The organism is Novosphingobium kaempferiae, from assembly GCF_021227995.1.
GTDB lineage: Bacteria > Pseudomonadota > Alphaproteobacteria > Sphingomonadales > Sphingomonadaceae > Novosphingobium > Novosphingobium kaempferiae.
The window spans coordinates 214,704-237,139 of record NZ_CP089301.1; the positions used below are offsets into that span (position 1 = coordinate 214,704).

General features: G+C 66.7%; 19 protein-coding genes. 9 read left to right on the plus strand and 10 right to left on the minus strand.

What is annotated here, in order from left to right; all coding sequences use genetic code 11:
• Nucleotides 1-319 precede the first annotated feature (319 nt).
• The 5 genes from recA to LO787_RS01060 form a co-directional block, all read right to left on the minus strand.
• Entirely contained in the window at nt 320-1,390 is a 1,071-nt protein-coding gene (gene recA, locus LO787_RS01040) for a recombinase RecA (RefSeq protein WP_232494040.1), read from the minus strand.
• A gap of 122 nt (nt 1,391-1,512) precedes the next feature.
• Nucleotides 1,513-3,918, minus strand: a complete 2,406-nt coding sequence (locus LO787_RS01045) for a hybrid sensor histidine kinase/response regulator (protein WP_232494041.1) — start codon at nt 3,916-3,918, stop codon at nt 1,513-1,515.
• A gap of 22 nt (nt 3,919-3,940) precedes the next feature.
• Complete coding sequence (locus LO787_RS01050) at nt 3,941-4,528, minus strand: DUF2062 domain-containing protein (RefSeq protein ID WP_232494042.1); 588 nt, start codon at nt 4,526-4,528, stop codon at nt 3,941-3,943.
• 18 nt (nt 4,529-4,546) lie between these two features.
• A complete protein-coding gene (smpB, locus tag LO787_RS01055; protein WP_232494043.1) occupies nt 4,547-5,029 on the minus strand; it encodes an SsrA-binding protein SmpB in 483 nt (160 codons plus the stop codon).
• A gap of 102 nt (nt 5,030-5,131) precedes the next feature.
• The gene (locus tag LO787_RS01060; RefSeq protein WP_232494044.1) at nt 5,132-5,566 is read right to left on the minus strand and encodes a hypothetical protein; all 435 of its coding nucleotides are present in this window, start codon (nt 5,564-5,566) and stop codon (nt 5,132-5,134) included.
• Between the two features lie 161 nt (nt 5,567-5,727).
• On the opposite strand from LO787_RS01060, the gene LO787_RS01065 reads away from it, so the two are divergent.
• Complete coding sequence (locus LO787_RS01065; protein ID WP_232494045.1) at nt 5,728-7,671, plus strand: alpha/beta hydrolase family protein; 1,944 nt, start codon at nt 5,728-5,730, stop codon at nt 7,669-7,671.
• A 34-nt stretch (nt 7,672-7,705) separates the two neighbouring features.
• Here the strand turns inward: LO787_RS01065 and dapA are convergent, their stop codons facing one another.
• Nucleotides 7,706-8,587, minus strand: a complete 882-nt coding sequence (gene dapA, locus LO787_RS01070) for a 4-hydroxy-tetrahydrodipicolinate synthase (RefSeq protein WP_232494046.1) — start codon at nt 8,585-8,587, stop codon at nt 7,706-7,708.
• Nucleotides 8,588-8,687: 100 nt separating this feature from the next.
• Between dapA and LO787_RS01075 the strand changes: the two genes are divergently transcribed.
• Complete coding sequence (locus LO787_RS01075; RefSeq protein ID WP_232494047.1) at nt 8,688-10,676, plus strand: lytic transglycosylase domain-containing protein; 1,989 nt, start codon at nt 8,688-8,690, stop codon at nt 10,674-10,676.
• A 3-nt stretch (nt 10,677-10,679) separates the two neighbouring features.
• Here the strand turns inward: LO787_RS01075 and LO787_RS01080 are convergent, their stop codons facing one another.
• Entirely contained in the window at nt 10,680-12,041 is a 1,362-nt protein-coding gene (locus LO787_RS01080) for a glycoside hydrolase family 27 protein (RefSeq protein ID WP_420847804.1), read from the minus strand.
• A 115-nt stretch (nt 12,042-12,156) separates the two neighbouring features.
• Here LO787_RS01080 and greB point away from each other — a divergent pair, with 115 nt between their 5' ends.
• The 4 genes from greB (at nt 12,157) to LO787_RS01100 (ending at nt 15,243) form a co-directional block, all read left to right on the plus strand.
• The gene (greB, locus tag LO787_RS01085) at nt 12,157-12,636 is read left to right on the plus strand and encodes a transcription elongation factor GreB (protein ID WP_232494049.1); all 480 of its coding nucleotides are present in this window, start codon (nt 12,157-12,159) and stop codon (nt 12,634-12,636) included.
• Complete coding sequence (locus LO787_RS01090) at nt 12,633-13,421, plus strand: TSUP family transporter (RefSeq protein WP_232494050.1); 789 nt, start codon at nt 12,633-12,635, stop codon at nt 13,419-13,421. The genes greB and LO787_RS01090 overlap by 4 nt, the downstream gene beginning before the upstream one ends.
• 97 nt (nt 13,422-13,518) lie before the next feature.
• The gene (locus tag LO787_RS01095; RefSeq protein ID WP_232494051.1) at nt 13,519-14,508 is read left to right on the plus strand and encodes a TauD/TfdA dioxygenase family protein; all 990 of its coding nucleotides are present in this window, start codon (nt 13,519-13,521) and stop codon (nt 14,506-14,508) included.
• A 240-nt stretch (nt 14,509-14,748) separates the two neighbouring features.
• The gene (locus LO787_RS01100; RefSeq protein ID WP_232494052.1) at nt 14,749-15,243 is read left to right on the plus strand and encodes a hypothetical protein; all 495 of its coding nucleotides are present in this window, start codon (nt 14,749-14,751) and stop codon (nt 15,241-15,243) included.
• A 68-nt stretch (nt 15,244-15,311) separates the two neighbouring features.
• On the opposite strand, the gene LO787_RS01105 is transcribed toward LO787_RS01100, so the two are convergent.
• Complete coding sequence (locus LO787_RS01105) at nt 15,312-15,983, minus strand: outer membrane protein (RefSeq protein WP_232494053.1); 672 nt, start codon at nt 15,981-15,983, stop codon at nt 15,312-15,314.
• A 309-nt stretch (nt 15,984-16,292) separates the two neighbouring features.
• Here LO787_RS01105 and rlmN point away from each other — a divergent pair, with 309 nt between their 5' ends.
• Complete coding sequence (gene rlmN / locus LO787_RS01110; protein WP_232494054.1) at nt 16,293-17,609, plus strand: 23S rRNA (adenine(2503)-C(2))-methyltransferase RlmN; 1,317 nt, start codon at nt 16,293-16,295, stop codon at nt 17,607-17,609.
• Between the two features lie 10 nt (nt 17,610-17,619).
• On the opposite strand, the gene LO787_RS01115 is transcribed toward rlmN, so the two are convergent.
• Both LO787_RS01115 and LO787_RS01120 read right to left on the minus strand, forming a co-directional pair.
• Nucleotides 17,620-19,041: a sensor histidine kinase gene (locus tag LO787_RS01115; RefSeq protein WP_232494055.1), complete on the minus strand. Its 1,422-nt coding sequence runs from the start codon at nt 19,039-19,041 to the stop codon at nt 17,620-17,622.
• Between the two features lie 4 nt (nt 19,042-19,045).
• Nucleotides 19,046-19,723, minus strand: coding sequence for a response regulator (locus tag LO787_RS01120; RefSeq protein WP_232494056.1), 678 nt, complete (start codon nt 19,721-19,723; stop codon nt 19,046-19,048).
• Nucleotides 19,724-19,819: 96 nt separating this feature from the next.
• Between LO787_RS01120 and LO787_RS01125 the strand changes: the two genes are divergently transcribed.
• Entirely contained in the window at nt 19,820-20,932 is a 1,113-nt protein-coding gene (locus LO787_RS01125) for an ABC transporter substrate-binding protein (protein WP_232494057.1), read from the plus strand.
• Nucleotides 20,929-22,413, plus strand: a complete 1,485-nt coding sequence (locus LO787_RS01130; protein ID WP_232494058.1) for an OprO/OprP family phosphate-selective porin — start codon at nt 20,929-20,931, stop codon at nt 22,411-22,413. The genes LO787_RS01125 and LO787_RS01130 overlap by 4 nt, the downstream gene beginning before the upstream one ends.
• Nucleotides 22,414-22,436 lie beyond the last annotated feature (23 nt).

A 22,436-nucleotide genomic window follows, 5' to 3' on the forward strand; every position in this document is an offset into this window, starting at 1 on the left:
AATAGGGCTACGCCTCAGCGACAAAGCCCATGACTGTGAGCGGCTTTGCCCGAAAGCATTTGCGGCCCGCCGGGGCTATCTTCGCGCAATGTCCAGGATCGAACAATCGCTCGCCCTGCCGCTTCGGCGCTACGTCAATCCCATACAGCTTGGTGTCGGCACCGCCGTCACCATGGCGGGTGCCGTGCTCGCCTTGCTTCACCTCTGAACCACAACCGCGAAGACTGAAGGGCACGACACCGCGAGGGCGTCGACCCTCTCCTTCGACTTACCCTTCAAACAAAAAGCCCCGACATTCCTGCCGGGGCTTCAAGCTCGATCAATCGTCGTCCTCGGAAGGCCCGACCATCATCTCCTCGGCCAGACCTTCCGTCTTGGCGCGGATCGCCTTTTCGAGGCGGTCGCAGACTTCGGGGTTGGTCTTGAGGTAGGTCTTGGCGTTCTCACGCCCCTGGCCGATGCGAATCGAATCGTAGCTGAACCATGCGCCCGACTTCTCGACGAGCCCGGCCTTGACGCCGAGGTCGAGGATCTCGCCAATCTTCGAGACGCCTTCGCCGTACATGATGTCGAATTCGACCTGCTTGAACGGCGGGGCCACCTTGTTCTTGACGATCTTCACGCGAGTGGCGTTGCCGACGACCTCGTCGCGGTCCTTGATCGCGCCGGTGCGGCGGATGTCGAGGCGGACCGAAGCGTAGAACTTGAGCGCGTTGCCGCCCGTGGTCGTCTCCGGGTTGCCGTACATGACGCCGATCTTCATGCGCAACTGGTTGATGAAGATCACCATGCAGCGCGAACGGCTGATCGAGCCGGTCAGCTTGCGCAGCGACTGGCTCATCAGGCGGGCCTGGAGACCGACGTGGCTGTCGCCCATCTCGCCTTCGATTTCGGCGCGGGGAACCAGCGCGGCGACCGAGTCGACCACCAGCACGTCGATCGCGTTCGAGCGGACCAGCGTGTCGGTGATCTCCAGCGCCTGCTCGCCCGTATCCGGCTGCGAGACGATCAGTTCGTCGATGTTGACGCCCAGCTTCTTGGCGTAGACCGGATCGAGCGCGTGCTCGGCGTCGATGAAGGCCGCGGTGCCGCCGGTCTTCTGCGCTTCGGCGATGCAGTGCAGCGCCAGCGTGGTCTTGCCCGAGCTTTCCGGACCGTAGATCTCGATCACGCGGCCACGCGGCAGGCCACCGACACCGAGTGCGATGTCAAGCCCGAGCGAGCCGGTCGAGATGGCCTCGACCTGCATGGTCTCCTTCGAGCCCAGCTTCATCGCAGAGCCCTTGCCGAACGCACGGTCGATCTGCGCGAGTGCGGCTTCGAGCGCCTTCTGACGGTCCATTGCGTCCTTTTCCTTGCCTTCCTGGATCAGCTTGAGCTGAGCAGCCATGTCACTACCCTCCTGCTACCGGCGTGACCGGAAAGGTCAACGTCATGCGAAGCTGTGTACTTGCTTCGTTCTACGTGAACAAGAGGGGAACTTCGGCAAATTTCCGTTTTTTAACGGCAGAATCAGCCTTGGGCGGTACGTGCCAGAACTTCCCCGACTTTTTCAGAGAGTTGCTGGACCGAAAACGGTTTGGGCATGAACCATGCGTTGGCGATGCCGATCTGCTTGCGCAACTGCTCCTCGGCGTAGCCCGACATGAACAGCACCGGCAGGTCAGGGGCGAAGCGGCGAATCTCGCGCGCCATCGCAGGACCGTCGAGCGTCGGCATGACCACGTCCGAGACGACGAGGTCGAACTTCCCGCCCTCCTGCACCAGTTCCAGCCCCTCCTCGCCATCGCGGGCGCAGGTGACCTGATAGCCCTGCCGGGTGAGCGCGCGTTCGGCGACGATGCGGACAGGATCCTCGTCCTCGACCAGCAGGATCGAGCCGCCGCCCGCCCATTGCGTCGGTGGAGGTTCGGGTGCGGTGATCGCCTTCTCGGCGACGCTGCCGGGTGCGGCATGATGGACAGGAAGGTAGACGGTGAAGCGCGTCCCCTTGCCCACTTCGCTCTCAGCGAAGATGAAACCGCCGGACTGCTTGACGATGCCGTAGACGGTCGAGAGGCCAAGGCCGGTGCCCTTGCCCTGTTCCTTCGTCGTGAAAAACGGCTCGAAGATCTTGCCGAGGATTTCGGGGGGGATGCCACCGCCGGTATCCTCGACGATAAGCGCGGTGTACTCGCCCGCCGGGATGATCTCCGAGCGCATGGCGCGCACGTCGGTGGTGGTGACGCGGCGGGTGGCCAGCGCCAGGCGACCGGAGCCGTCACCGCGCGATTGCATGGCGTCGCGCGCATTGACACAGAGATTGACGATGACCTGTTCCAGCTGCGTCGGGTCTGCGCGGACGGGGCCGAGATCGCGGTCATGCGTGACCGAAAGCTGGATCTTCTCGCCGATCAGGCGGCGCAGCATCTGCGATACATCCGCCACCACGTCAGGAAGCTGCAATACCTCGGGACGCAGGGTCTGCTGACGCGAGAAGGCGAGTAGCTGGCGGGTCAGCGAGGCCGCGCGGTTGGAGTTGGCACGGATCTGCTGGATGTCGTCGTAGTCCGAATCGCCCGGCGTATGGCGCATCAGCATGAGGTCGCAGGTGCCGAGGATCGCGGTGAGCACGTTGTTGAAGTCATGCGCCACACCGCCCGCAAGCTGGCCGACAGCCTGCATCTTGGTGGCCTGTGCGACCTGCCGCTTGAGGCGCATTTCTTCCGAAGTATCGGTCAGGCCGAGCAGCACCGCCGCCTCGCCCAGCCCACGCACACCCGCGAGGCTGAGCGAAACGGGATCCTCCGGCTGACTGGTCAATCGGATGGCGAGATCGCCCGCAGCGGCAGGGCCTTGCGCGAAGCGGCGGATAGCTTCGGACAGCGCGCGCTTGTCCTCCTTCACGACGAGGTCGGTCGGGTAGGTCGGCGGCTCCTGCCCTTCATGGCCCGCAGCACGCATGAAGGCAGGGTTGGCGAAGAGCAGGCGTCCGTCGCGATCCGCCATGGCGAGGCCAAGCGGAAGCTGGCTGAGCAGCGCTTCGAGATGCGGGGCCGAGCCGGTACCGCCGCCGCCCGTGCCGATGCCGTGCGAGGCCTCGACCACCAGCATGAGCGAAGGCGTCGTGTTGGGATCGGCGTCGTCGCTGCGATCGGGGTCGGTGACGGGGACGTGATAGAGCACCAGCGCCCCGCCGCGCCCGCCGTCGCGCGCCCAGCCGATGCGTTCGCCCTCTTCCTGGTTGAGCAGCGCGACGAAATCGGCGCCGGTCATGTCAGCGTGAGCATCACCGGTCGCGCGCATGGCGAAACCGGCGCTGGCGGCACGGATGGTGCCATCGGGATCGACGAGAGCCGCAGCAATTCCTGCCTTGGAAAGACCGCGACCGAGCTTGCCGTCAAGTTGCACGACGAGTTCCCCTACCGGATCGCTCGTCCCGACCGGGGTGATGCGCCAGACGAGGAAGTCGTCACCGCGTCCGGTGCGGCGCACGTCGGCGCGCCAGTGGGCGCCATCCTCGTTGACGATCTCGGCAGTACCGTGCCCGTCGCGCCAGGCGCGACGGGTGGCGTCGGCAAGGCGTTCGAGCGAGGCCGGAACGACCGGAAGGCTCGGCGGAGCGCTGGCGGGGCCGAACCAGCTTTCGAAGCTGGTGTTGGCGCACGTCAGCCGGCCCGCGCGATCGGTGACCGCGATCGCCATGTCGGGACGCTCGATCCCGGCGACCGTGACCGACCAGTCGGGCTGCGCGAACTCGACTTCGGCAGCCGCCGGACGACGCCGCGACAGCGCCCACGCGCCTGCACCGAAAGCGGCGAGCGCGGCAAGAAACACCGTCATCAGCAGGGTGTCGCCGGAGACGACCCATACCAGCAGCGCACTCAGCACGAGAGCAACGACAACGACCAGCACGTCGGTCCGGCGGGCCGGCGCCATGCCTGTGTTCACGCGCACATGCTCACGCAGGAGTTTCCGATCCGGCGTCGGCGCGCTCCCGCAGAGGGCGGTTGCGGCGCGCGCGGTGCTTGTGCCCGATCCACCAGCGCCAGAACCACACCGTCAGGAAATAGCTGACGAAGGCAGCGATGACGGACTGGATGAATAGGCCGATCACCACTGCCGGAGCCGTGTCGGAAAGCAGCCAGTGCCACCATTGTTCGATCCCCGCGCCCTCTTTGACCATGGTGTTCACCGTGGCGATGTCGGCATGGTAGCCGAAGCTGTTGCCTATGGCGACGGCGAGCGGGAGGATGATGAGCAGTGTCGTCGCGGGGTTGCTGACGAAGGTCACTGCCGCTGCCAGCGGGATATTGCCGCGAAACGGCACGCACATCAGCGCCGCGCCAACGATCTGCACACCGGGGATCAAAGCAAAGATGCCGATGAACATCCCCACTGCCATGCCGCGCGGCACGGACCGGCGGGTGAAGCGGAACAGTTCCTGGCGACGCGCGAAAGGCGCGGTGAAGCGGTTTGCCTCCAGCTGCGCGTGCGTCGGCATCTGGCGGTGCAGGAAGACCGAAAGACGATGGAGAAGGCCGCTCACTGCGCGCTTGCTCCCGGCTCAGCCATGGTCGCGCATGATGCGGGCCTGATCGCGCTTCCAGTCGCGGTCCTTGATGGTCTGACGCTTGTCGGCGGCGTTCTTGCCCTTGGCGAGTGCGAGCTCGACCTTGGCGCGGCCGCGGCTGTTGAAGTAGATCGACAGCGGCACCAGCGTCATGCCCTTGCGCTCCACGGCACCCTGCAGGCGCGAGATTTCGCGCTCATGCATCAGCAGCTTGCGCGGCCGCTTGGGCACATGGTTGAAGCGGTTGCCGTGGCTGAATTCGGGCACGTTGGCGTTGACCAGCCAGCACTCCCCGCCGCGAATTTCGGCAAAGGATTCGGCGATCGAACCCTCGCCGAAACGGAGCGACTTCACCTCGGTGCCGGTCAGGGCGATTCCCGCCTCGAACTTGTCCTCGATATGATAGTCGAACCGAGCCTTCCGGTTCTCGGCTACGGTCTTGACCTTGTCGAATAGGGAGTTCTGAGGGCGTGCCATGATGAGCCGCATGTAGGCATGTGCGCGGCAAAAGAAAACGCCCCTTTGATCCGCTTCAGCCGCCTATTTCGTCCGACCGCCACGAAGACGCGACGCGCCGTGTCAGTCGTGCTGGAGGTAGATGTCGAGATGAACCAGCCTGCCCTCGTCGTCGAACTGGTAGACCGTGCAGGAATTGACCACCGTTTCCGGATGCCCGCGCGGCTGGTTATGCTCGGTCAGTTCAAGAAAGACGCGGCTCCCGGCTTCGCTGATCCGGTGGAATTCGGCCCAGAAGTCCGTGGTCGTCGCCCATTGCATGAGGAGGTTGCGGTAGACTGCCCAGCCCATTGCGACCTTGTCGTTGCCGACGCGCTCGAAGCGGTCGACATCGAGCAGCTCCGCAAGTTCGTCCCAGCCGCTTTCATCGAAGCCCGGAGCCTTTGCCGCCTCCACGGTGCGCTTGATGCAGTCGGTATAGGCCAGAACCTTGCGCGCATATTCGCCGGTGACGGTATCGCGCTCGGTCCAGGTGGACGGGCGGGAGATCGTGGCCATGCTTCCTCTCCTTGCTTTTCACGGACTGTCCTTCTGTCCCGACAGTTGCGCAAGTTCCCGTGCGGGGAGGACTGGCGGCATCGGCATGAAAATTTGGCAAGCCCATTGCAAGCGCCGCGAAGTCGATGAATAAACCCGAAATATTCGGGGGAATTACACTGATGGGCAGGACACTTCGCTCGGCGTTGCCGGCTGCGCTTCTTATCGCGCAGTCGCCGCTTCTCGCGGCCGCCGTCGAACCGCCGCCGCTCGACGCCTATGGCGAACTGCCGCGCGTGGAAGATGCCGCGATCGCGCCGGACGGCGGGTCCATCGCCAGCGTTGTGCAGGTCAAGGGCGACCGCCGCGTTCTCGTCATCGACAAGGACGACAAGCTGATCTTCAACGCCTCTTCCGGCGCCAGCAAGGTCCGCGCGATCGAGTGGGCAGACAGCGACACCATCCTCCTCACCAACAGCGCCACCGTACCGCTCTACGGCTTCACCACCGACAAGGCCGAACTCAACGGGACGATCATCCTTCCCATGAAACCGGGCGGCGAAGCGGGGATGGTGTTCGGCAAAGGAGACAAGATCGCCCGAACCACGCGAGGCCGCTACGGCATTCGGACCATCGAAGGGCGCACGGTCGGCTATTTCGGCGGCATCGCGCTCGACAACAGTGGCGGCGAACCCCGGTTCGTCCACAGCCGCACGACGCTTTACGCCGTCGATATCAAGACCAACCGCCCTCGGCTCGCCGCTCCAGCAGCATCGGAAGGGCATTACCGCGACTGGCTGGTGGATGCGTCAGGCGCAGCGTCGGTGATCCTCGACATTTCCGAAGAATCGGGGCTCTGGAAGATCTACCGAACCAAGGGTGGAGAACTCGTTCGCGGCATCGATCCGACCGGTGACGTCAGCCTGATCTGCTTCGGCAAGGGCGGATCGACGGTGATCTACCGGATCGAGGATGCCGAGGGGAACCAGCGGTGGTTCGAAGTGCCGCTGGCGGGTGGCGAGGCTGCGGAAATCTTCGCGAATGTCTCGCTTGACCGGATCTTCGTCGACCGTCGCTCCGGCAACCTGATCGGCCACCGCCTGTCCGATGAGAACCACACCACGGTGATGGACGACCGCGCGCACCAGAGCGCCCTCACCCGCATATTCAGAGCGTTTTCCGGCCGCGAGCCCCGGTTGATCGACTGGACGCCGGAGTTCTCGAAAGTCCTTCTGCGTACCAGCGGCAACAACGACAGCGGAACCTGGTATCTCGTCGACGTGGCGCAGCGCCAGGCAAACCCGATCGGCACCGAACGGCCGGACATCAACCCCGAGCAGGTCGGGCCGATCTCCCTGATCCCCTACAAGGCGCAGGACGGTCTGGAGATGGAAGGCGTGCTGACGCTGCCGCCTGGGCGCGAAGCGAAGAACCTGCCCCTTATCATGCTCCCCCACGGCGGCCCGGCTTCGCATGACACCGTATCGTTCGACTGGTGGGCGCAGGCCTTCGCCTCGCGCGGCTATGCGGTGTTCCAGCCGAACTTCCGCGGCTCGACCGGCTCAAGCGACGCCTTCCGCCATGCAGGCGATGGCGAATGGGGCCGCAAGATGCAGACCGACATCTCGGACGGCCTCGCGGAGCTGGTAAAGCGCGGCATGGTCGACCCGAAGCGCGCGTGCATCGTCGGGGCGAGCTACGGCGGCTACGCCGCGCTGGCTGGAGTCACGCTGCAGCAAGGCCTTTACCGCTGCGCCGTCTCGGTCGCGGGCGTCGCCGACATCAAGCTGATGTACTCCACCGACCTTCGCGAAAGCGGCGATTCGAAGATGCTGAGCAAATCCCTGCGCGAGCAGCTCGGCGATCCGAAACGCTACGATGAGGTGTCACCCCGCCGTTTCGGCGAGCGCGCCGATGCGCCCGTGCTGCTGATCCACGGCAAGGATGACACCGTCGTGCCTTACCGCCAGAGCCTCGTCATGGCCGACGCCCTGAAGGACGCGGGCAAGCCTTACGAGATGGTCACGTTGCCCGGAGAGGACCACTGGCTGTCGCGCGAGGAGACGCGCAAACGCATGCTCGCAGAGACCATGCGCTTCGTGCAAAAGCACAACCCGGCGGATTGACTTGCGCGGGCGGGGTCAACCCTGCCCGAACGCCTCAGACCAGTCCGGCGTGGACCAGCGCCTCGTCGACCGACTTGCGGGCAGAGTCGCCGCAGGGGACGAGCGGCAGGCGCAGTTCGTTCTCGATCCAGTCGTGGACCTGCGCCAGCGCGTACTTGCACGGCCCCGGCGAGCTGTCCTCGAACATGGCGTAGTGCAGCGGGTAGAGCCGGTCGTTGAGTTCGCGCGCCTTTTCGAGATCGTTGGCGGCGCAGGCGGCCTGGAATTCGGCGCAGAGCGCGGGTGCGACATTGGCGGTCACGGAGATGCAGCCGACGCCGCCCGCTGCGTTGAATGGCAGCGCCAGTTCGTCATCACCGCAAAGCTGCACGAAGTCCTTGCCGATGCCCATGCGGTGATCGGTCACGCGGCTGAGGTCGCCGCTGGCGTCCTTGATGCCGATGAAGCGGCCCGGAAAACGGCGGGCAAGTTCGCAGACCGTCTCGGGCAGCAGGTCGGTGACGGTCCGGCCCGGCACGTTGTATAGCACGATCGGCAAGTCGTTGTTCTCGGCGAGATAGCTGAAGTGCGCCAGCAGACCCGCCTGGCTCGGTCGGTTGTAATAGGGCGCGACCAGCAGCGCGGCGGCGGCGCCGCACTTCTTCGAGAAGTTCATATGCAGCAGCGCGTTCATCGTATCGTTGCTGCCGCAACCGGCGATGATCGGCACGCGGCCAGCCGCCTGCTCGATGCAGACTTCGATCACGCGATGATGCTCGGCGTTCGAAAGCGTCGAGTTCTCGCCCGTCGTTCCGCAGGGAACGAGCGCCGAGGAACCCGATTCGATCTGCCAGTCCACCAGCCGCCGGAAGGCCTGTTCGTCGAACGCCCCATCGCGAAACGGTGTGACAAGCGCGGGAATCGAGCCGGAGAACATGGACTTTACCTCTTAGCGATGCTCAATGATCGTCCGAACGGGGAACAACCCTGCCTGCCGAACGTCACGTTCAGCGCCTGATAAGGAGCCTATCCCGAAAATGTCCAGCATGTTGCGCGCCACCCACCTGATGCTGAGCATTTCTTTCGCCGTTCTAGCCACTCCCGCATTCGCGCAATACGCGCCGCCCGCCGCTAGCGACGGGCGCGAGTGGGATGCGGCGCGGGCGCAGTCGATGCAGTCGCACGACATGGCGGTCCACCAGTCGATCGACCGCTGGAAACTGCTGTCGAGCAACGACCGCATGGGCTTCTCCGCCTACACCAGCTTCCTTCTGACCTATCCGGGCTATCCGCAGCAGGACAAGATCCGTGGCTATGCGGAAAAGGCGCTGCTGACCGAGTCCCCCGCGCCGCAGACGGTGGTCGACTACTTCGACCGCTTCGCACCGCTCGGCAGCCGCGCCGCCGGGCGATACGCGGTGGCGCTGTCGAGCCTGCGCCGCGCCGATGCGCAGACGAGCGCCGTCGCCGCCTGGCGCAAGGGTGCGCTGATCGACGCGGACGAGGCCGCGCTCCTCGGCCTCTATCGCAACCAGTTCACCACTGCCGACCACGATGCGCGCATGGACGCCCTGCTGTGGCAGGGCGAGACGGCGCAAGCGGAGCGGCAGATTTCCTTCGTCTCGGCCGCGCGGCGGTCCGAGTTCATGGAACGGCTGACGCTCATGCAGGGATCGGCCCCCGGCACTCTGGGCGTGACGCTGCCGCCGTCGATCGCCTCCGATCCCGGCTACGTCTACAACCGCGCGGTGCAAGCGCGGCGCAGCGGCAACCAGTCCGGTGCGGTGGCGCTTCTCGCCAATCGCCCGCCGCTGTCCGGGCCGGTCCCCCAGCCCGAACTGTGGGTGCGTGAACTGCTGACAGCAGCACGGGCCGCCGACGCGACCAGCGCGGTGAAGATAGCCGCTTCCATCGACGATGCCTTCGCGCCGGGCACCGACGTCAGCCGCCAGTCCTATCGCGTGCGCGACGACTACACGACGCTCGTCTGGCTCGGCGGCACCAAGGCGCTGTGGAGCCTCGGCAATTCCCGGCAGGCAGCGCCGCTGTTCTATCGCTACGGCGCTGCGGCGCAGACTCCAGGGACGCGCTCGAAAGGCTTCTACTGGGCCGGTCGCGCGCTGGCGATGGCGGGCGATACGGCGGGCGCGAACCGCTACTTCGAGATGGCGGCGCAGTATCCGCAGTACTTCTACGGGCAGCTTTCGCTTGAAAGACTGGGACGGCCGATCCCCAACCTCGATACCCGCCCGACCGCCGTGCCGAGCGCAGCACAGCGCGCCTCGTTCACCGCGCTGCCGATCACGCAGGCGGTGCGCGATGTCGCGCGCGATGCGGAATGGCGCACCGGCGTCCAGTTCTACAAGGAGATCGCCGATCAGGCGCAGACCGCCGAGGACTACGTGCTCGTCGCCGATCTCGCGCAGCAGATCGGCCGCCGCGACCTTGCCGTCATCATGGGCCAGAGCGCGCATGCAGGCGGGTTCGACCAGTTCGGCAAGATCTCCTTCCCGCTGGTGCCGACACCGCAGGGAACTGACTGGACGATGGTCCATGCCCTCTCCCGGCAGGAGAGCCAGTTCGCGCAGAACGCGCTGAGCCACGCCGGTGCGCGCGGGTTGATGCAGTTGATGCCGGGCACCGCGCGCGAGCAGGCAGGCAAGATGGGGCTCGCCTACAACGAGGGCTCGCTCGTCACCGATCCGAGCTACAACATCCTGCTCGGCGACGGCTATTTCCGCCGCATGAAGGACTACTACGGCGGCGCGCTGCCGCTTGCCATCGCCGCCTACAACGCAGGCCCTGGCAACGTGAACAAGTGGCTGCGCGCCAACGGAGACCCGCGCACCGGCTCGATCGAGTGGCTCGACTGGCTGGAGCAGATCCCGATCTACGAGACCAAGAACTACGTCCAGCGGGTGCTTGAGAACGCCGTCGTCTACGAGACGATGTACCCGGAGAAATCCGACTACAACGGCGCCAACAAGCTGTCCCGCCTGATGCCGGGCAAGCGTTCGCCCGGCTGACGTTTAACCCAACCGATAGAGCATGCTGGCGTGAGGGCGCAGGGTCGCGGTGATCCGGCCCTCCACCGTGCCGAGATCGCGGCGTTCCCACAGGTCGCGGACGGGCACCTTCCCTTCGATGCCCACCGTGCGCAGCGGCACCGAGAACTCGCGGGCGGTGTCGCCCGTGTTGAACAGCGCCAGATAGCGCGCGCGGCCGTCCTCGCTGGAGGCCGACCACACGCGCAGGCCGTCTTCAAGGAAGTGCGGCGCGTTGTCGCGGCTCGACTGGTTGACGGCCAGCACCTCGGGATTGGTCAGCAGCGCCAGCGTCGGCGCATCGAGGTGACGCAGGTCGCCGCCCATGATGAGCGGGGCGCGGGTGATCGACCACAGGCTCATCAGCGTGCGCTGCTCGTCCGGCGTGAAGCGCGTGTCGCGGTCCCCCAGCGCAAGACGGCCAAGCGGCAGCATGTCGGGGTCGGGCCACGAGCCGGGCGCACGGTACGGCGTCCAGTTCTCCAGCCGCGTGAACTGGGCGAGAAGCTGCGGCCATTCGTCCCAGAAATCGTCGGAGATCCGCCACATCTGCGCATGACGGCGCACATGATCGCCGCGCTGGACCGGCGTTTCGCCCGGCGACAGGCTGAGCACCATGGGCCGTCCACAGCGCGAGATCGCCTTGGCCGCAGCCTCGATCTCAGGCGCGTGGGCGTCGTAGGGACGGCTCATGTCGTCCATCTTCACGAAGTCCACGCCCCATGAGGCATAGAGTTTGAACAGGCCGTCGTAGTATTCCTGCGCGCCGGGTTTGGTCATGTCGACGCCGTACATGTCCGGGTTCCAGGAGCAGATGCTGGAGGTGTCGGCGATGTCCTGCGCGCGGTATTTCGTGCCGAGGATCGGGAGGTTCTGCTTCACGGCATGGCGGGCGATGCCGCGCATGACGTGGATGCCGAACTTCATGCCCATCGCGTGGATCTTCGCGGAAAGCGGCGCAAAACCGCGGCCTTTCGCGGCTGAGGGGAAGCGGTTGGGCGCGGGGATCAGCCGTCCGTTGGCGTCGAGCGCCGGGACGGGGTTCGCGTTGTAGGTGTAGCTGCTCGCCTCGGGTTCGTACCACTGGATGTCGACGGTGAAGGTGTCGTAGCCGAAAGGCAGCAGTTTTTCCCGCATGATTTCAGCGGTTTCCAGCGCCTGTGCCTCGGTGATGGTCCCTGCGAAGCTGTTCCACGAGTTCCAGCCCATCGGCGGTCGCATGGCGAGCCTGAACGGCACCGAGGCGGCACTGAGCCCGTCCTGAGCCGTGGCCTGATGCGCCCTGGACGCCAGAGGGACGGCAGCAGCAGCCAGCAGCGCGGTGCGGCGCGAGATATTCATGACGATCGCTCTCCCCAATTCGGTTCGGGCGATATTTGTCCGAGTAATAGCGCTAACGCAACCGGGGAGATCGACGCAATTTCCCTTGGCCGACATCGCCCGCCTTTCTAAGCACGGCGCGATGAAACCCGCCGGTCCCCCGATCACGCCCGCAGGCATGGCTGCCCTGCGCACCCGCTACGACCACCTGCTCGGCAAGGAGCGGCCCGAGATCGTCGAGATCGTATCATGGGCGGCGGGCAACGGCGATCGGTCGGAGAACGGCGACTATCTCTACGGTCGCAAGCGGATGCGCGAAATCGACCGCGAACTGGCCTTCCTCGCCCGCCGCATGAAGGCGCTGCGCGTGGTCGATCCCGCCGACCAGACCGAGCGGGGCAAGGTCTTCTTCGGCGCCACCGTCGAACTCGCCGACGAGGACGACGAGCGGCTGACCCTCACCATCGTCGGCGACGACGAGCAGGACGCATCGGCCGGCCGCATCGGCTGGAGCGCCCCCATCGCCCGTGCCCTGCGCGGCGCGGCAGTGGGCGACCTGCGCATCGTGCGCCTGCCCTCGGGGCAGAAGGAGTGGGAAGTCATGGAGATCAGCTACCCGTGATCGAGCCGCTGCTGAACCTTGCGCCGGAAGCCGTCGCGTTCCTGATCGCCGTCGCCTTCGTCGCGGGCGGCATCGACGCGCTTGCGGGCGGCGGCGGGCTGCTGACCATCCCGGCGCTGATGGCGGCGGGCGTGCCACCGGTCTCGGCGCTGGCGACCAACAAGCTGCAGAGCACCATCGGCACCTCCTCCGCCTTCCTGACCTTCCACCGCGCAGGGCATGTCGACATCAAGGCCTTCGCCGTGCCCGCGCTCGGCGCGTTCATCGGTTCGGTGGCGGGCGGGACGGCGGTGCAGTTCGTGAACCCAGCGTTCCTGTCCGCCTTCGTGCCGGTGCTGCTGATCGCGATGGGGCTCTATTTCCTGTTCGCCCCGCCGATGAGCGAGGTTGACCGCCATGCGCGCATGGGCCGCATCGGCCTGACCATGGTGACGACCGGGATCGGCTTCTACGACGGCTTCTTCGGCCCCGGCACCGGATCGTTCCTGACGACGGCACTGGTGGCGCTGGGCGGGCTCGGGCTGGTCCGCGCCATCGCCAACACCAAATTCCTGAACCTGTCCACCAACGTCGCCGGACTGCTCGCGATGATCGCGGGCGGCAAGGTGCTGTGGCTGCTGGGCGCGGGCATGGCCGCCGCCAACGTCGCGGGCAACCAGGTCGGCGCGCGGCTCGCCATCCGATACGGCGGCAAGGGGGTGCGGCCGCTGCTCGTCGTCATGTCCTTCGCCCTGACGATCAAGCTGCTGTCCGATCCGAAGAACCCGCTCTGGAGCCTGTTCTAGCCTCCATCCTCTCCGCCACGGTCAAGTCCCCGTTCCGCCCCGTGGCTTGAGCACCCGGGAGTCGCGATGAGCAAATGCCGCGACAATAACGGACGGGATGAGAGAGATGGCGGGCATCGTCGTGAACGACCTTGGCGAGAACCTCAGCTTCGGGGCCGAGGTCCACGGGCTCGACTGGGACACCATCACCGACGAGGCCGTGCGCGAACGCCTGCGCGCCCTGTTCGTCGAACGCGGCATGATCGTGTTCCGCGACATGGAACCGAGCGCCAGGATGCAGGTCGCGCTCAGCCGGATCTTCGGCCCGCTCAAGGACCACCCGACGCAGACCACCCCCCGTGACGACGAGACCGGCGACGAGGCGCAGGGCGTCATCGACATGCACTACCGCCCCAGCGACGAGGTGGCCAAGGGCGAGGGCCTCGTCGAACTGGACGGCGCGATCGTGGCGCGGTTCTCTCCCTGGCACTTCGACCACTGCTACAACGACGAGTTGAACTACGCAGGCGTACTGCGCGCGCCGATTAATGCGCCGGTCGGCGGGCGCACCGGCTTCATGGACGGCGTGGAACTCTACCGCCAGTTCCCGCAGGACCTGCGCGACCGGCTGGAGGGGCGCAACGTCATCTACACGCTCGACACCCGCCTCTCGACGATGAAGTACGGCGTCAACTTCACGCCGCTCACCGAATATGCCTCCACTCCGCAACTGCTGAAGGAAGCCTCCACCTTCCCGCGCGCGATGCACCCGGCGATCTGGACGCGCGAAACGGGCGAGAAGGTCATGCACTTCGGCGCATGGATGGCGGTCGGCCTCGAACATCAGGAGGATGCCGAGGGCGACCGCCTGCTCGACAGGGCGGCCCACGCGATCAACCGTCTGGGAGAAGGCACCAGCGCCTACTGGCACGACTGGAAGCCCACCGACATGGTGATCTGGGACAACCACCGCATGCTCCACGCGGTCGAGGGCTGCGATGCGAAGTACGAACGGCAGACCCTGCGCACCACCATCAAGGGCGATTACGGCCGCGGTTATTTCGAGGACGGCAAGAAGATCGGCGAGGTCCAGCGCGAGATTGCCTAGCGTAGTCCCGATAGGCTCGATCGAAACCCAACCCGTCATTCCAGCGAAGGCGGGAACCCATCTCCTGACGGCGCCTATTGAACCGCCGTCAGTTGGATCCCCGCCTTCGCGGGGATAACGGACGCAGGGATGATGCAAAGAGTAAGGGGGATCGTGTCTGAAGACAGCCACCAGTCCCGGAGCAAGTCCGGGACGACGGTTGTTGCCCGACCTGCCGCCTGCCCCCTATAGCCTCGCGCGATGCTTCGACCGCTCGTGTGCCTCGCCCTGCTGCCCGTCCTGCTCGCTACGCCCGCCCATGCGCGTGAGAGCCTTGGCCTCTACGGCAAGTGGGGGGCGTTCCGCGATCCGCTGATCCCGCGCTGCTATGCCATCGCCATGGCCGAGCCGAGCGCCAAGCAGCGCGATTACCAGCCTTATGCCGCCATCGGCACATGGCCCCGGCGCGGCGCGCGCAATCAGGTGCATTTCCGCCTGTCGCGCAAACTGGCGCAGAACGCGACGATCACGCTGCGCATCGGCGACCGGCGGATCCTGCTCACCGGCGGCGGCGGGGATGCGTGGCCGAGCAGCGATACGGACAATGCCGCTATCGTCGCCGCCATGCGCTCTGCGGGGACGATGACCATCGGGTCGAGGGACGCGCGGGGGCGCTCGTTCGCCAATATCTACGCCCTGCCCGGCGCGGCCTCGGCCATGGACGCGGCGCTGATCGGCTGCGCCAGGCTCAGGTAATTCGTCAGGGCCGGATGCAAGAAGGGCGGAGCCGAAGCCCCGCCCTTCCCTCGCCATGAGACGATGAATTAGAAGCGCACACCCACGCCCGCCATCACCTGGTGACGGTCGAGGTCGAGGTTGAAGCGGTCGCCGTCCGGGAAGTCGCCGGTGTAGTCCAGTTCGCCCTTGCTGTAGTTCGAGTACCGATACTCGACCTTGGCGAAGACGTTGTTCGTCACCTGCTGCTCGACGCCCGCGCCGATGCGCCAGCCGTCCGCGTCGATGTCGCGGTTGGTCGTCACGGTGCCGACCGAGTTGCGCACGTCGAACTTGGCGTTGGTGTAGCCGCCCTTGGCGTAGAGCATGGTCTTGGGCGACACGACGTAGCCGAGGCGCGCGCCGACGTAGAGGTCGCGGTTGGTCTTGACGTTGCCGATGCCGAAGCCCTCGAAGTCGCCGTCATCGAACTTGGTCTTCGCGGTGGACCAGGTGACTTCCGCCTCCGGGCCGAACACGAAGTTGTTCATGCGGATGTCGTAGCCCGCACCGACGCCGTAGGCGAGACCGTCGATGGACTGGTCGTTGTCCTCGTTCACGTCGTCGTCGATGCTGCTGCCGGCCTTGCTGACGTCGTAGCCCATCAGCGCTTCGACGTGCACGCCGGAGAACGGCTGCACTGCGCCGGCGTCTTGCGCCATGGCGGGAGCGGCAGAGACAATCGCGCTTCCTGCGGCGAGAATGACAAGGGTCTTCTTCATAAACGGTACTCCAAAAACGATCCCGTGGGGCGGGCTGTTCCCGCTTGCCCATCGGGCCGGTCAGCGGGTTCTGCCCGCCTCGGACTGGTCAAAAGCTGAACGAAGGCCCGGAGTTTCCTGAACCTAACACAACGAAATCATTGATGTTTTTCGGCAACAGTCAGGCGACGAACGGAGCTCGTGGCGCGATGTATGACCGGAACCTGACAAGGCCCGCGCCGTTCGCGCAGGCCCCTGCGCGCGGGCGTTGCAGGCGGACGGGCCCGCATCTTCCGTTTTGAGCCAAGATGCACTATATGGCCGCCGATCATGTCAGAGCAGAACATCTCCACCGCTGCGGTTTCGACCGCCGCCGGCCTCACGCCGATCCCGGGCAACGTCGACCCGATGACCGTGGCGCGTCCTTCGCTTGTCGAGGGCGTGACCCCGCGCGAGGACGGCCGCACCGACCTGATCGGCCTGCCCAAGAAGCGCATCGCCGAACTGTTCGAGGGCGCCGGGCTCGACGCCAAGGCGGCCAAGCTGCGCGCCAAGCAGGTGTACCACTGGCTCTACCACCGCGGCGTGACGGAGTTCGAGGCGATGACCGACATCGCCAAGATCATGCGCCCGTGGCTCGCCGAACGCTTCGTCATCGGCCGCCCCGAGATCGTCGAGGCGCAGCACTCCAGCGACGGCACCCGCAAGTGGCTGCTGCGCACGGCGGACGCCCACGATTTCGAGATGGTGTTCATCCCCGACGCTGACCGCGGCACGCTCTGCGTGTCCTCGCAGGTAGGCTGTACGCTGAACTGTCGCTTCTGCCACACCGGCACCATGCGCCTCGTCCGTAACCTGACGGTGGGCGAGATCGTCGGACAGGTCATGCTGGCGCGCGATTCGCTGGGCGAATGGCCCAAGAACGCCTCCGACACCCGCCTTGCGACGATGGCTGGCCTCGATGACGACGAGGATGAGGGTTCCTACTCCTCGGACGGCCGCCTGCTGACGAACATCGTGATGATGGGCATGGGCGAGCCGCTCTACAATTTCGACAACGTGCGCGATGCGCTCAAGCTGGTGATGGACGGTGACGGCCTTGCCCTGTCGAAGCGCCGCATTACCCTGTCCACCTCGGGCGTGATCCCGCAGATGGAGCGCTGCGGCGAGGAGATCGGCGTGAACCTTGCCGTCTCGCTCCACGCGGTGACGAAGGAAGTGCGCGACGAGATCGTACCGGTTAACAAGAAGTACGGCATCGAACAGCTGCTGCAGGCCTGCGCCGACTACCCCGGCGCGTCGAACGCGCGTCGCATCACCTTCGAATACGTGATGCTCAAGGACAAGAACGACAGCGACGATGACGCGCGCGAACTGGTCCGCCTGCTCAAGCACTACAAGCTGCCCGCCAAGGTGAACCTGATCCCGTTCAACCCCTGGCCCGGCGCGCCCTACGAGTGCTCGACGCCCGAGCGGATACGCAAGTTCTCGGACATCATCTTCGAAGGCGGCATCTCCGCGCCGGTCCGCACCCCGCGCGGCCGCGACATCGACGCCGCCTGCGGCCAGCTCAAGACCGCCGCCGAGAAGAAGAGCCGCGCCGAGATCGACCGCCTGCTCGCCGAGAAGGAAGCCGCGCTGGGCTGAGCCCGGCGCGTCAGCGCACCGCGAACGTCACCGTCACCCGCAGGCCCGGCTCGGCGTCGCCGAGTTCGAGCTGCGCGCCCATGCGCTCGGCGGTGGAGCGCACGATGGCGAGGCCGAGCCCGCTTCCCGGCGGCCCCTGCTCCCCCTGAAGCCGCGCGAAGCGCGACATCGCAAGGTCGCGCAAGCGCGCCGGAATGCCCGGCCCGGTGTCGGTGACGACGAGGCGGATCGCGTGCTCGTCCGCGACCAGCTCGATCTGCGCCATGCCGCCCGCGCGGTTGTAGCGGATCGCGTTGTCGACAAGGTTCGAGAGCATCTCGAACACCAGCGTCCGGTGGCCCTGGATGATGTAGGGGCCCTCCCCGCATTCGAGCAGCAGTTCCACGTCCGCCTCGATGGCCTGCCGGATGCGGCGGGAGATCACCGCCTGGCTCAGTTCCTTGAGGTCGATGCGGTGGTCGGGCGGCAGCACGCCCGCCTCGTCCGCGCGGGCCAGCGTCAGCAACTGGGTCAGCAGGCGCTCGAGGCGATCGGTCGCCTCCTCGATCTCGTGCAGCGCCTCCGACGAGCCGCGCCGCGCGAGGGCGACCTGCACCTTCAGCACCGATAGCGGCGTGCGCATCTGGTGCGAGGCATCGGCGGTAAAGCGGCGCATGCCGGTGGTGGCGTCGTCCAGCCGCGAGAGCAGGCGGTTGAACGAGCGCGAAAGCGGGCGCAGCTCGCTCGGCAGCGGGCCGGTGCGCAGGGGCGAAAGGTCCGGCGCGGCGCGGGTGTCGCGCGCCTCGACCACTCGGCGCAGGTCCGACAGCGGGCGCAGGCTCCAGCCCAGCGCCGGGCGAATCAGCAGCAGCACGATGGTGATGAGCACGAACTCGCCGATCAGCAGCGCCGTCATCAGGCGGTCGCGCAGGCTGCGGCGGTTCTCCAGCGTTTCGGCCACCTGCACGACGACGGGCGCATTGATGCGCGGCAGGTTGCGGCGGATTTCGGCGATGCGGATGCGCTGGCCGCGAAAGTCGGCATAGCGGAAGCGCGGCTCCTCGGCGGAAAGCGTGGGGATGTCGGGCGCGGGCAGGTCCGCGTAGCCGGTCAGCAGGTCGCGGCCCACGGCGATGCGGTAGTAGACGTTGTCGCGCTCGCCGTTCTCCAGCATCCCGAAGGCGGCGGGCGGCAGGTCCAGCGTGACTTCGCCGCGCTCCACCTGCACCGTCTCCGCAATCGCGCCGAGCGCACCGCCGAGCACGCGGTCGTTGGTGCGACGCACGACATCGGAAATCAGCGCCCAGCCGACGAGACCGAGCACCACCGCCGGGATGACCAGCGGCCCGACCATCGCCACCAGCAGGCGATGGCGCAGCGATACCGCGCGCGTCCTGCCGTTTGGGGCTTCGACAGGCTCAGCCTGCGTGGTATCGGGAGCCTGGGACGACATCCGCTCAGGCAGAGCCCTTCGAAGGGTCCAGCATGTAGCCGACCCCGCGCACGGTGCGGATCGCGGGTCCGTCGGGCGCAAGCTTGCTGCGCAGGCGCGTGACGTTGACCTCCAGCGCGTTGGAGCCGACCGGATCGTCGAACCCGAAGACTTCGGCCTGCAGCGTCTCACGCGAGACGATCTGGCCTGCACGCGCCGCCAACGCTTCCAGCACCGCCCATTCGCGGCGGCGCAGCTCGATGTGGCGGCCCGCCACCTCGACCCGGCCCGTCGAGCGGTTGACCGTCATCGCGCCGATGGCGATCTCCGGCGCGGCGTCGCCCCCTCGGCGACGGCCCAACGCACGGACGCGGGCTTCCAGTTCCTCCACCTCGAAGGGCTTGCGCAGGTAGTCGTCGGCGCCGAGGTCCAGCCCGCGCACGCGGTCGTCGAGGCCGTCGCGCGCGGTCAGCATCAGCACCTGGCACTGGTCCCCGCGCGAACGCAGACGGGCGAGCACCTGGAAGCCGTCGATGCCGGGCAGCCCCACATCGAGGATCACCAGCGAGTACGACTCGGTCGCCGAGACGGACAGCGCCTCTTCCCCGTCCGCGACATGATCGACCGCATGCCCAGCCGTCCGGAGCAAGGAAACGATGCCCCGCGCAAGCGCCGCGTCATCTTCGACGATGAGGATTCTCATCGACAGAATCCATGAAAGGTGGGTGACAGGTTGAAAACGTAGATCATCGAGCGCTGCTTATCCGACTTCAGAGGCGGAAAGCGAGAGGAGTCGGCAATGCGTATCTTAACCCCTGTCATGGCACTAACGGTCCTGCTGGCCGGCCCTGCGGTTGCGCAGAAAGCCGAGGCACCCCAGCGTCCGACCGGATATCCGCGCAGCTACGACGCGCTGATCGCCGACGCGCGGACCGAGGGCAAGGTACGCATCTACGCCAACGCCGACCGCGCCGAGATGGTGCCGGTGGTGGCGGAGTTCAAACGGCTCTTCCCCGGCGTCGCGGTCTACTACGCCGACATCGGCTCGACCGAGATGTACCAGCGCTACACCCGCGAGACGCGCGCGAAGCAGTACTCGGCGGACATCGTGTGGTCCTCTGCCATGGACCAGCAGATCAAGCTCATCAACGACGGCTACGCGCAGCAGTACGCCAGCCCGGAGAAGCCTTCCCTGCCGGAGACGGCGGTGTGGAAGAACATGGGCTTCGGCGTCACTGCGGAGCCGATCGGCTTCGTCTACAACCGCAGGCTGGTGCCCGACGCGCAGGTTCCGCGCACCCATCAGGGACTGGAGGAACTGCTGCGCCGCCGCCGCGCCGAGTTCTCCGGCAAGGTCGCGACGTTCGATCCGGCCCGCTCGCACACCGGCTACCTCTATCTCTCGCAGGACTTCCTCGCGACGCGCGACACCCGCTCGCTGGTGGAGGCCATCGGCGCCACCGCGCCGGTGCTGGAGACCAGCACGCAGCCGATGCTGGCGGGCGTCGCCTCGGGCAAGCTCGCCATCGCCTACAACGTGATCGGCTCCTACGCGCTGGAGCAGGCACGTCGCAATCCGCAGATGGGCGTGGTCTTCCCCAAGGATTACACGCTCGTCACCTCGCGCATCGCCTTCATCAGCCGCGATGCGCGCCATCCGGCGGCGGCGCGGCTGTTCCTCGACTTCCTTCTTTCGCGCGCCGGGCAGGCCCAGCTTGCCCGGCACAGCCTCTGGCCGGTGCGCACCGACGTGCCCGCCCGGCGCCTTCCCGCCCAGCAGACGCGCGTGGTGCGCGTCGGCCCGCAACTTCTCGTCAATCTGGATCAACTGACCCGGCAGCGGTTCCTGCGCGAATGGAACGCCAGCCTCGCCAAGTCCACCCAAGGTTCTGGGAGAGAACAAAAACCATGACACGCTTTCTGATGACCGGCGCCGCCTTCGTGGCGCTGGTGGCCGCCAATCCCGCGCTGGCGCAGGCCCCTACCCGCGACGAACTTGCCGATCTGGTACGCGCGCAGGCCGCCGAGATCGCCTCGCTGCGCCAGCGCGTCGATGCGCTGGAAGCGGAACGCAAGGCGCCCGCCGCCGTCGCCGCAGCCCCGCAGCAGAGCGCGCCCGTGCAGGTCGCCGCCGCCGAGCCGCAGCAGGCCCCGCCCGTGGTCGTCACCCAGCCTTACGCCCCTCAGCTCCTCCCCCCCGGCCCGGCCGAGCGCGACATCGAGCGCGTGCGCGCCGCCACCGGCGGCACCACCGAATGGGGCCAGGGCCTGCCGGTCTTCCACTCGGCGGACGGCGTGTTCAGCTTCAAGCCGCGCGGCCGCATCATCACCGACGTCAGCACCACGACGGGTTCGAAGTACGATGGCCGCAACCTGACCACCACCGGCATGCGCGCGCTGCGCATGGGCCTTGAAGGCACCGTCGGCACGCACTTCTTCTACCAGTTCGAGAGCGACTTCTCGGAGAACGAGGTCGACGTCGTCACCGCCTTCATGGGCTGGCGCAACCGCATCGCGCCGGGCATGGACTACGACGTCCGCATCGGCCACCTGTTCAACGACCGCAGCTTCGAAGGCTCGACCGGCTCCGACTCGACGCCGTTCCTCGAACGCACCGTCGTCGCCACCGCGATCATCCCGCAGCGTGCCTTCTATGGCCTCGGCATCATGCCGCGCCTGTTCTGGAAGACCGGCCACGCCTCGCTCACACTCACCGGCGACCGCATCGACGGCGATCAGAGCACGTCCGACAACCGCACCGTCATCGGCCGCGCGCACTGGAACCCGATCAAGACCGACCGGCAGGTGCTGCACCTCGGCATCTGGGGCTTCGACGAGCATCTCCAGCCGGGCAAGAACACGCTGACCCGCAACACCGTGATCGGCGGCCGCTTCAACGGCGCGCTGCGCCTCTCGACCGGCACGCTGGTCGGCGGCACCGGCACCACCGGCTACGGCGTCGAGGTGGGCGGCTACTCCGGCCCGCTGTGGATCATGGCCGAAGCGGGCGAGCGCCACGCGCGGCTCGACAACGGACGCCCGGACTTCGTGACGCAGGCGTGGAGCCTGTCGGGCGGCTTCTTCATCACCGGCGACCTGCCGCCCTACAACCCGCGCCTCGGCAGCTTCGGCCAGCCCAAGGTGCTGCGCCCGATCTTCGACGGCGGCCCGGGCGCGATCGAGCTGACCGCGCGCTACGAGAACCTCGATTTCAAGGACATCGTCACCCCGTCGCAGGGCTGGGCCGCGACGCTGGGCGTGAACTGGTATCTCAACAGCTTCACGCGCTTCCAGGTCAACGCGATCCACTGGAGCGCCGAGAACACCGCCGGATCCTTCACCGGCAAGGACGACGGCGAGACCCTTTCGGCCCGCGTCGGCGTCACCTTCTAATCCTTTCCTTAGAACCATGACCG

Excerpts from the sequence above, each read along its gene's own strand:
- LO787_RS01125 (WP_232494057.1), top strand. The coding sequence starts at position 19,820 with ATGCGTATCTTAACCCCTGTCATGGCACTAACGGTCCTGCTGGCCGGC.
- greB (WP_232494049.1), top strand. The coding sequence starts at position 12,157 with ATGAAACCCGCCGGTCCCCCGATCACGCCCGCAGGCATGGCTGCCCTG.
- LO787_RS01045 (WP_232494041.1), bottom strand. The coding sequence starts at position 3,918 with ATGGCGCCGGCCCGCCGGACCGACGTGCTGGTCGTTGTCGTTGCTCTC.
- dapA (WP_232494046.1), bottom strand. The coding sequence starts at position 8,587 with ATGTTCTCCGGCTCGATTCCCGCGCTTGTCACACCGTTTCGCGATGGG.
- LO787_RS01100 (WP_232494052.1), top strand. The coding sequence starts at position 14,749 with ATGCTTCGACCGCTCGTGTGCCTCGCCCTGCTGCCCGTCCTGCTCGCT.
- LO787_RS01095 (WP_232494051.1), top strand. The coding sequence starts at position 13,519 with ATGAGAGAGATGGCGGGCATCGTCGTGAACGACCTTGGCGAGAACCTC.
- LO787_RS01120 (WP_232494056.1), bottom strand. The coding sequence starts at position 19,723 with ATGAGAATCCTCATCGTCGAAGATGACGCGGCGCTTGCGCGGGGCATC.
- LO787_RS01105 (WP_232494053.1), bottom strand. The coding sequence starts at position 15,983 with ATGAAGAAGACCCTTGTCATTCTCGCCGCAGGAAGCGCGATTGTCTCT.
- LO787_RS01065 (WP_232494045.1), top strand. The coding sequence starts at position 5,728 with ATGGGCAGGACACTTCGCTCGGCGTTGCCGGCTGCGCTTCTTATCGCG.
- LO787_RS01075 (WP_232494047.1), top strand. The coding sequence starts at position 8,688 with ATGTCCAGCATGTTGCGCGCCACCCACCTGATGCTGAGCATTTCTTTC.
- LO787_RS01115 (WP_232494055.1), bottom strand. The coding sequence starts at position 19,041 with ATGTCGTCCCAGGCTCCCGATACCACGCAGGCTGAGCCTGTCGAAGCC.
- recA (WP_232494040.1), bottom strand. The coding sequence starts at position 1,390 with ATGGCTGCTCAGCTCAAGCTGATCCAGGAAGGCAAGGAAAAGGACGCA.
- rlmN (WP_232494054.1), top strand. The coding sequence starts at position 16,293 with ATGTCAGAGCAGAACATCTCCACCGCTGCGGTTTCGACCGCCGCCGGC.
- LO787_RS01130 (WP_232494058.1), top strand. The coding sequence starts at position 20,929 with ATGACACGCTTTCTGATGACCGGCGCCGCCTTCGTGGCGCTGGTGGCC.
- LO787_RS01060 (WP_232494044.1), bottom strand. The coding sequence starts at position 5,566 with ATGGCCACGATCTCCCGCCCGTCCACCTGGACCGAGCGCGATACCGTC.
- smpB (WP_232494043.1), bottom strand. The coding sequence starts at position 5,029 with ATGGCACGCCCTCAGAACTCCCTATTCGACAAGGTCAAGACCGTAGCC.